The organism is Kurthia sp. Dielmo (genome assembly GCF_000307285.2).
Lineage (GTDB): Bacteria > Bacillota > Bacilli > Bacillales_A > Planococcaceae > Kurthia > Kurthia populi.
In genome coordinates this window covers 352411-359984 of sequence record NZ_HE578960.1, presented here as the reverse complement: position 1 = coordinate 359984, position 7574 = coordinate 352411, and the positions used below count along the sequence as shown (strand labels likewise).

Below are 7574 nucleotides of genomic sequence, written 5' to 3'. Positions count from 1 at the left end.
TATCTGTCCAACTAAGTGTTACCTATCCAATGGAAAATGATATTTTAAAGCAGGCAGCGCTGATTATGGGACGAAAATAAATGTGATTCGTCATAACGCTCACAAATATTCGGTATCAGCAATGTGTGACGTCCTCAATGTGAAAAGAAGCACGTATTATTATCAGTTAAATCGTTGTAAGAACGACGTTAAAAAAGCAGATGATGTAGCCCTTTCAAATGAGATTGAACGTATTTTTAAAATGAGCCGTAATAATTATGGTACGCGGAAAATCCAGAAAGAATTAGTAAAGCTAACAGAGCCAAAGCACGTTTCAAGACGCCGTATTGGGCGTCTTATGCGCGAAAGAGGTCTTGTTTCAAACTATACAGTGGCTCAATTCAAACCCCATCCATCTAGCTGTAATGAAGCAGCTATTAAAAATGTATTAAAAAGAAATTTTAATCAACATGAAGAATTAGCCGTCATTATGAGTGATTTAACATACGTCCGTGTCAATGGAAAATGGCATTATGTATGTTTATTTGTGGACCTTTTTAATCGAGAAATCATTGGATACAGCGCAGGTAAAAATAAGACTGCCAGCCTTGTCTACAAAGCTTTGGCGAGTATTCAAAGAAATTTAAACGAGATTCAACTGTTTCATACAGATCGAAGAAAAGAATTTGATAATCAGTTAATTGATGAAGCACTCGAAACATTTACTATCCAGCGCTCACTTAGTATGAAGGGTTGTCCTTATGATAATGTGGTGGCGGAAGCTACTTTTAAAGTATTCAAAACCGAATTCGCCAATCAACTTCATTTTTCTTCTCTGGAACATCTTGAAATTGAACTCGCCGATTATGTTCATTGGTTTAATCATATTCGTATTCATGGAACATTAGGGTATTTAACGCCAATGGAATTCAAATTACACCCCTCATAATTTTTGTCCAATTTACTGTTGCCATACCACTTTGAACTTTTTTAAGTCTGAAAGACTCTTAATTTCAAAATCCGTTTGAACATCTAAATTTATGTACATACTATTCACCTCAAGCTCTAGTATGTTACATTTAATGGCAATTTTGTACATCTTTAAGCGATTTTATATGTACATGTTTAAATTAGCATTTATAATCCAGAATTAACTATGATATAGTATAATAAAATTAATATAAAAAAATAAAATTCATTTATTTATAATATTTAAAATAATATTAATAACTTAATATTGAAAGGAGTATTATGACACAGAATATTTCAAAAAGATTGAAAGAAATTAGAGTTAAAAGAGGCTATACACAAGCACAGCTAGCGAAAGATATTTGTACACAAGCTATGATTAGTAATTTCGAGAAAGGCGAAAGTGTTCCTTCGAGTATAGTGTTATTTCAATTAGCTGAAAAGTTAAATCTGGATATTAACTATTTTTTTTATGGCGAACTAGAGCAATCAAAAAATACAAAATATATTAATAATAATTCTGAAGCAAAAGAATTAATAAGAAAATTAGTAAGAAAAAAGGATTATGAATCTATTAATTATATAATTAAAAACGAAAGAGACAGAAAAAATTTTAATAGTTTTGAAGATGAACAATTTTTATTATGGCATGAGGCAATTAGTGAATATTACTTATTCAATACAGGCAATAAAGCTATTCAAAAATTAGAAAGTATTGTTAAAGATACTCAAAATAAAGAAACACATACAATACAAGATATAAGCATTATGAATAGTATAGCGATTATGTATTTCGAAATAAAAGAATATGACCTATCTTTAAAAAAATACGAAGAATGTATTTTTGCATATAAAAAATTAAATAGTAAAGATGCTTTATTAGAAATAAGAATTTTGTATGGCTTTTCACGAACTTTAAGTGCTTTGGAAAAAATAGAAGAAGCTATTTTAAACTGTAAAAAAGCTATAAGATTATGTGTTAATCAAGAATCATTATACTTATTAGGGGAACTTTATTTTCAATTAGGTAGAAATTCATCTATATTAAAAAAATTAGATGAGTCAAAAGAATTTTTTAATAAGGCTGAAGTAATTTTTGGGATTCAAGGAAAAGATGAATTTTTAGATATTATAAGTCTATTGAAATGCGAAATCGGAATCAATTAATTTACTGATAATTGAAAAAAAGTTATTTTTAAGTTATCATTGATATCGAAGGAGGTGCAAGATGAAGAAAATTTTAACAAAAATTTTATTATCAAGTATGCTATGCTTTACGATTTTTAATGTATCTACTCATCTAAACAATACAGATCATCAAGTTATAACAACTGCTTCAGAAATAAATTTAAGTTCTATATCATTACCAGATTTACCTAGTGAACATTAATTAAATCTTAAAAATTTATTTTTCAGCAAATTTTAAATTACCTAAATATCAATATTTATGAATTACATATTATTAAATCAAAAATAAAAACCACTTTCTTCATCTGAAGGTGGTTTTTATTTTTCAAAAGATATTATTTTTTAATTACTGTTGATTTAACAAAATCATTAAACTTTTCTTTTTCTTCAATAAATGGATTATGGCTACTTTGTTCAAAGATAGAAACTGTTGATTTGGGAATTAACTTAGCAATTTCTTGAGAGAAAAATAAAGGACATTGACTGTCATATTTACCAATATATATGTAGGTTGGAATTGAGATTTTATTCAGTTCTTTACGAAGATCAAAATTTCTAATATCTGTTGATGTAAAATGATTCAGTCTTTTAATCATCGATTTGCCTAAATATACATTTTTCATTAATTGGTCAAATTCATCTTTTTTGTAGAAAGACATTAAATTCCATTCTTTATTTAAATTCCGTCTTTCTTCTAATGTTATAGAACTGTTATTAAGTAAATCCATTATTTCTAGTAGACGTGCATTATTAGAATTATCCTTACAATATATACTGTCAGGATGATTTATATATTCTGAAGATGCGCAGCTTCCACCAATAATCAACTTATTCAAAGAATTCGGAAAGTTAAGAGCGTATAGCATTGCTAGCATTCCACCTGTAGAGTGACCAGCAACCCCCCATTTAGCAAACCCCAAAGCTTCTTTAATTGCCTCTAAATCTTTAACACTATCTTCCATACTATATTCTTTATCATCTACAGTTTTGTCAGAGTTACCACAACCTTTTAAATTTATAAGATACACACTGTAATTTTCTGCAAAAGGTTGTGCAAAAGTATATTCCTTTTCATTGAACTCTATATATTGGTGCGTAATACATAAAGGAGATCCTGTTCCCATCGTAAAAAATTCAAACGTGCCACGAGAAGTGCTAATTAAATGTTGAGTCCACATAATAATACCTCCAATTATTAATATAAATATATTATAACATGGATATACAAACCATATAAATCAATTTATTAATATAAGTATAAATATTTTTATATTATAAAATTAATATATTGATTTTTTTAAAAATTTAAATTATTATATTAATTAAAGGAGGTGTTACACAATGAAATTAAATATTAAAAATGTAGATATGAAATCAATGAAGACTAAAACTTCTTCTCAACAATTATTACAAGCTGGTTGCTGTTGCGGTGGTGCAAGTGAAACACGCCCAAAAAGCTTACCGAATCCAAACCCATTAATCGCTCCATCTAAAGCCTAATAATACTTAACTTAATTCTAAATCAAATTATATTTAAAGGAGATGTTACACAATGAAATTAAATATTAAAAATGTAGATATGAAATCAATGAAGACTAAAACTTCTTCTCAACAATTATTACAAGCTGGTTGCTGTTGCGGTGGTGCAAGTGAAACACGCCCAAAAAGCTTACCGAATCCAAACCCATTAATCGCTCCATCTAAAGCCTAATAATACTTAACTTAATTCTAAATCAAAGTAGCAAATCTAATAATTTGCTACTTTTTATGATTATTATAAATATTTGAGGTGATTATTTTGTATATACAATCAAATGGAGTAATTCAGAAAAAAAATAATAAGCTTATTTTTAAGAAAGATAATAATACTGGATTTGAGATTGAGGGAGCTGGAGCTGACACTTTCTGTCGATTATTTCCTTATTTAACCGGAACAGTGCCAGTAGAAGAAATATTACAGTTTGTCGATAATATTGAAAAAAATGAAATCCTACATACATTTCGTGATTTGGAGGAAAATGAGATAGTCAGTATAAAAGAAAAATCTTTTATTAAGATTTGTATAGTTTCAGAGAGTTTGAGTCAAAATGAATTAGAACAATTATTTGATAACCCTATCCTTAATGATTCAATGAGTTTTGAAAATATCGAAAATTTGGAAAGGGAATCAGCGGATATAGTAATTGCTGTAGACTATGATGAAAATAAACTATTCTTTCAAAATATAAATAATCAGTTAAAAACCCTTCAAATTCCTTGGTTAAAATACTCTTTTGATGATTCTAAACTCTTTATGGGACCGATTTTTTTCCAAGATGGTGGCCCTTGTTATGAATGCTTTAATACTAGACTAACTAGAAACACCAATTATGATATTTGGAACATGAGTGCTGGTAATGTTAAAAGATATTTAGCCCCAATTATAGAGAAGGAATTATTGAAACTTTCAAAGTCAACAAGTCCTACTTTATGTTTTAATACAGAAATTGTTTTTGATACTTTAAATTTAGAAATCACTAAATATCCAGTATTTAAATTACCTAATTGTAAATCTTGTGGAGATGAATATTATGAATAATTTATTTTATTTAAAGGACACTATGAGAGCGAGTTTCGCACAAACATTTAAAGAAATAAAACCTATGCCAGGATCGCCACAGATCAATAGATTTTTAGCGTTGGTAAATGACGATGAAAAAAATCTCGTTATAAGTGGTTCAGGTTTTTCTATAAATAGAAATGCTGCCCAGAATTCAGCAATTGGGGAAAGTATAGAAAGATATTGCGCAAATTATTATAATGCCGACAACATTATTTTTGAAAAGTATTCAGATTTAGAAAGATTAAATATTAAAACTTTAAATCCATCAATAATTACTAGATACACATCAGAACAATATAAAAAATACTTAGAATACAAAGATTTCAATAAAGATGAACCTATTACATGGTCTAATGCAAAAAGTATACTAAATGATGAAGATATATTTATCCCATTCGAATTGATATATTTATGCAATCCTCCATTCAATTTGCCATTAAGAGATATTATTTCTACAGGATTAGCATGTGGACAATCAAAAGAGCAAGCTATTATTAGCGGATTTAATGAATGTATAGAAAGAGACTCCTTTATGCATTTTTGGTTATTAGGGTTAGTAAATTACGAAATTGATCTATCTTCAATTGATGATTTTGAAATAAAAGAGATGCTAGAAATTTCAAATAATTGCAACTTAAAATTAAGAGCTTATGATATTACAACTGATTTAAAGGTGCCTACAATTTTAACTGTTGTCCAAGTTAAAAATCAAAATGGTTTTTATTTAGGATGTGCTAGTTCTCTAGATAGTTTTATAGCTCTCAAAAAGTCAATAGAAGAAGGTATCGGAGGATTCTCCATATACTTCGAAGTAATTCATTATTATAAAGAAGAAGTACCTAATATGTTAGATTCTTCTTCAACGTTAGATCAACACCCACTATATTATTTGGCAGGTAATAATGATGTAATTTTAGAAGAACTATTGCCAGAAACCCTACCCAAAAAAAATTCAGGAATTATAGCCTGAATTTTAAAGAAACTATAAATAATCTCTTTAATGAAGGATACGAAATTTATTATAAAGATATAACCACTATTGATGTAAAAGAAATGAACTTGTCTGTTGTTAGAGTGTCTATACCAAATTTAGGTTTTTTATCAATTAACGATCCTTTGTTGAACTGTCCAAGGATCATTGAAAAAGCAACAAAACTTAAAAAGAATATTAATCTAGAACCCCATCCATTTCCATAAGGAGGTGTTGAGTTTGAATGACTCATACATTTATAAGTTTTATCATATTAATTCCAAAAATTATCGTTCTCAAGTTTTAAATGCTCCAGGGAAACCCTATGAAATAGATGTTGAAGGAAAACAATATCCTTTACATACTTTAAATAATAATTCTTCTGTTAGAAATATCGGAACAGTAACTTCATCGTGTAGAAACTATAAAAAAGTTCAAATGGATATAGAAATTTTATTAGAAGTCTTAAAATCAAGTTATTTTTTAGAAATAAATGCTGAAAAAATTAAATCCTTAACTCCATCAGCAGGGGGTATGTATCCAATTGAACTATATATTTTAATATCTGAAAATCATCCATTAAATGGAACATATCACTATATTAAAACTGAAGGAAAATTAAATTATATTAGAGATACTATTAATTATAATATTTTTTTGACATCAATAAATCAATTCCTCAATGATGCTTCATTTGTGGTTGTAATGACAGCAAAAATGGAGAATTTAATCAATAAATACGGTGCTCGCGGATATAGATATGCATTAATAGAAGCTGGCCATATTGGACAAAATATTTCCAGAGCGGTGGCACAATATCATAATTTAGGTTGCTGTGCTATAGGTGGATTTTATGATGATGAATTACAAAGACAATTAAACTTACCTCATGATGAAATACCTTTATATATATATGGTATTGGAGAGAAGGAAGATTCTAATGACATGGTATAGAGAATATTTAGATTTATTACATATTAATGATGAATTTATTGAAAATAAAACAAAATTTGAGATACTATCAAAAATTATATTAAATCATCAATTATATATTCCATACGATACTATTAGAAAATCCCAAGATTTCAAATCAGATAAAGAACTTAAAAATTTATATAGCCATCCGGAAGATTACATCGTTTCAGTCAAAAAAAATAGATTGGGTGGAACTTGCTTGCACTTCACCTGGGCGCTATATAATTTGTTGAAATCTTTAAATTTTAATGTGAAGATTTTAAAACTAGAATATCAACACTTTGCTTTAGCGGTAGAAATTGACCTAAAAGAGTATTATATAGACGTTGGATTTTGGTCTCCTTTATTTAAACCTGTACCTTTAAGAAAAAGCTGGAAAATTAACAAAGGTGATAATAGCGTAGAATGGAAATATTCAAATAATCATGGAACTTTATTTTGGAGTGGTGTACCTGCAAAAGAATGGAATGGGCACTTTATAACTATCGATGAATTATGGCAGCACTGGAAATCTTCTATGACAAAACAGAATTATTTTTTAAACAACCTTTATATTAACAAATGGAAAGATGAAGATACTTTTATGTTTCTGCTGAATAATAAATATACAGAATTCTATAAAGGAGTCAAAATAACAGAAGTTTATATTGATTCTTTAGAATCTATAATCACAAATATTAATACAAAATTTAATATAGATATTTGTGAAAAAGATCTATTAGGTTTACTAAATTTTGATAACAAAATTATAAATACTTAGAATAAAATTCTCTACTTCCTCAATTTATCAGTTGTGCAGACTTACTTTTATTACCAAATATTTCTCACTTATAAAATGATATTTTGGGGTTCCCAAATGAAGTGGATAGGTAACACTTAGTTGGACAGAAA

At 27.9% G+C, this 7574-nt stretch carries 9 protein-coding genes and 1 pseudogene; 9 read left to right on the top strand and 1 reads right to left on the bottom strand.

All coding sequences use genetic code 11. The features are described 5' to 3' along the window. The 3 genes and pseudogenes from KTHG_RS15370 to KTHG_RS21455 form a co-directional block, all read left to right on the top strand. A pseudogene (locus KTHG_RS15370) lies at nucleotides 1-928 on the top strand (IS3 family transposase); the annotation flags it as partial. Between the two features lie 302 nt (nucleotides 929-1230). After that, the gene (locus KTHG_RS15365; protein ID WP_139994836.1) at nucleotides 1231-2115 is read left to right on the top strand and encodes a helix-turn-helix domain-containing protein; all 885 of its coding nucleotides are present in this window, start codon (nucleotides 1231-1233) and stop codon (nucleotides 2113-2115) included. 61 nt (nucleotides 2116-2176) lie between these two features. Continuing rightward, a complete protein-coding gene (locus KTHG_RS21455; protein WP_186439659.1) occupies nucleotides 2177-2338 on the top strand; it encodes a hypothetical protein in 162 nt (53 codons plus the stop codon). A 133-nt stretch (nucleotides 2339-2471) separates the two neighbouring features. On the opposite strand, the gene KTHG_RS15360 is transcribed toward KTHG_RS21455, so the two are convergent. Next, nucleotides 2472-3314: an alpha/beta fold hydrolase gene (locus KTHG_RS15360; RefSeq protein WP_139994834.1), complete on the bottom strand. Its 843-nt coding sequence runs from the start codon at nucleotides 3312-3314 to the stop codon at nucleotides 2472-2474. A gap of 163 nt (nucleotides 3315-3477) precedes the next feature. Here KTHG_RS15360 and KTHG_RS21450 point away from each other — a divergent pair, with 163 nt between their 5' ends. The 6 genes from KTHG_RS21450 to KTHG_RS15340 all read left to right on the top strand — a co-directional run bounded on the left by KTHG_RS21450 (nucleotide 3478) and on the right by KTHG_RS15340 (nucleotide 7443). Beyond that, nucleotides 3478-3636, top strand: a complete 159-nt coding sequence (locus KTHG_RS21450; protein WP_186439658.1) for a hypothetical protein — start codon at nucleotides 3478-3480, stop codon at nucleotides 3634-3636. Nucleotides 3637-3688: 52 nt separating this feature from the next. Next, a complete protein-coding gene (locus KTHG_RS21445) occupies nucleotides 3689-3847 on the top strand; it encodes a hypothetical protein (protein WP_186439658.1) in 159 nt (52 codons plus the stop codon). A gap of 87 nt (nucleotides 3848-3934) precedes the next feature. Beyond that, nucleotides 3935-4714 carry a hypothetical protein gene (locus KTHG_RS15355; RefSeq protein ID WP_139994832.1) on the top strand — a complete coding sequence of 260 codons (780 nt, stop codon included), beginning with the start codon at nucleotides 3935-3937 and terminating at the stop codon, nucleotides 4712-4714. Next, nucleotides 4707-5708: a YcaO-like family protein gene (locus KTHG_RS15350; protein ID WP_186439657.1), complete on the top strand. Its 1002-nt coding sequence runs from the start codon at nucleotides 4707-4709 to the stop codon at nucleotides 5706-5708. Before KTHG_RS15355 ends, KTHG_RS15350 begins: the two co-directional genes overlap by 8 nt. A gap of 240 nt (nucleotides 5709-5948) precedes the next feature. Then, nucleotides 5949-6662, top strand: coding sequence for a SagB/ThcOx family dehydrogenase (locus KTHG_RS15345; RefSeq protein WP_139994828.1), 714 nt, complete (start codon nucleotides 5949-5951; stop codon nucleotides 6660-6662). Beyond that, the gene (locus KTHG_RS15340) at nucleotides 6649-7443 is read left to right on the top strand and encodes an arylamine N-acetyltransferase (protein ID WP_186439656.1); all 795 of its coding nucleotides are present in this window, start codon (nucleotides 6649-6651) and stop codon (nucleotides 7441-7443) included. Before KTHG_RS15345 ends, KTHG_RS15340 begins: the two co-directional genes overlap by 14 nt. The last annotated feature ends 131 nt before the right edge of the window (nucleotides 7444-7574 follow it).

Coding starts and splice junctions, on each gene's coding strand:
- KTHG_RS15350 (WP_186439657.1), top strand. CDS start 4,707: ATGAATAATTTATTTTATTTAAAGGACACTATGAGAGCGAGTTTCGCA.
- KTHG_RS21445 (WP_186439658.1), top strand. CDS start 3,689: ATGAAATTAAATATTAAAAATGTAGATATGAAATCAATGAAGACTAAA.
- KTHG_RS21455 (WP_186439659.1), top strand. CDS start 2,177: ATGAAGAAAATTTTAACAAAAATTTTATTATCAAGTATGCTATGCTTT.
- KTHG_RS15340 (WP_186439656.1), top strand. CDS start 6,649: ATGACATGGTATAGAGAATATTTAGATTTATTACATATTAATGATGAA.
- KTHG_RS15360 (WP_139994834.1), bottom strand. CDS start 3,314: ATGTGGACTCAACATTTAATTAGCACTTCTCGTGGCACGTTTGAATTT.
- KTHG_RS21450 (WP_186439658.1), top strand. CDS start 3,478: ATGAAATTAAATATTAAAAATGTAGATATGAAATCAATGAAGACTAAA.
- KTHG_RS15365 (WP_139994836.1), top strand. CDS start 1,231: ATGACACAGAATATTTCAAAAAGATTGAAAGAAATTAGAGTTAAAAGA.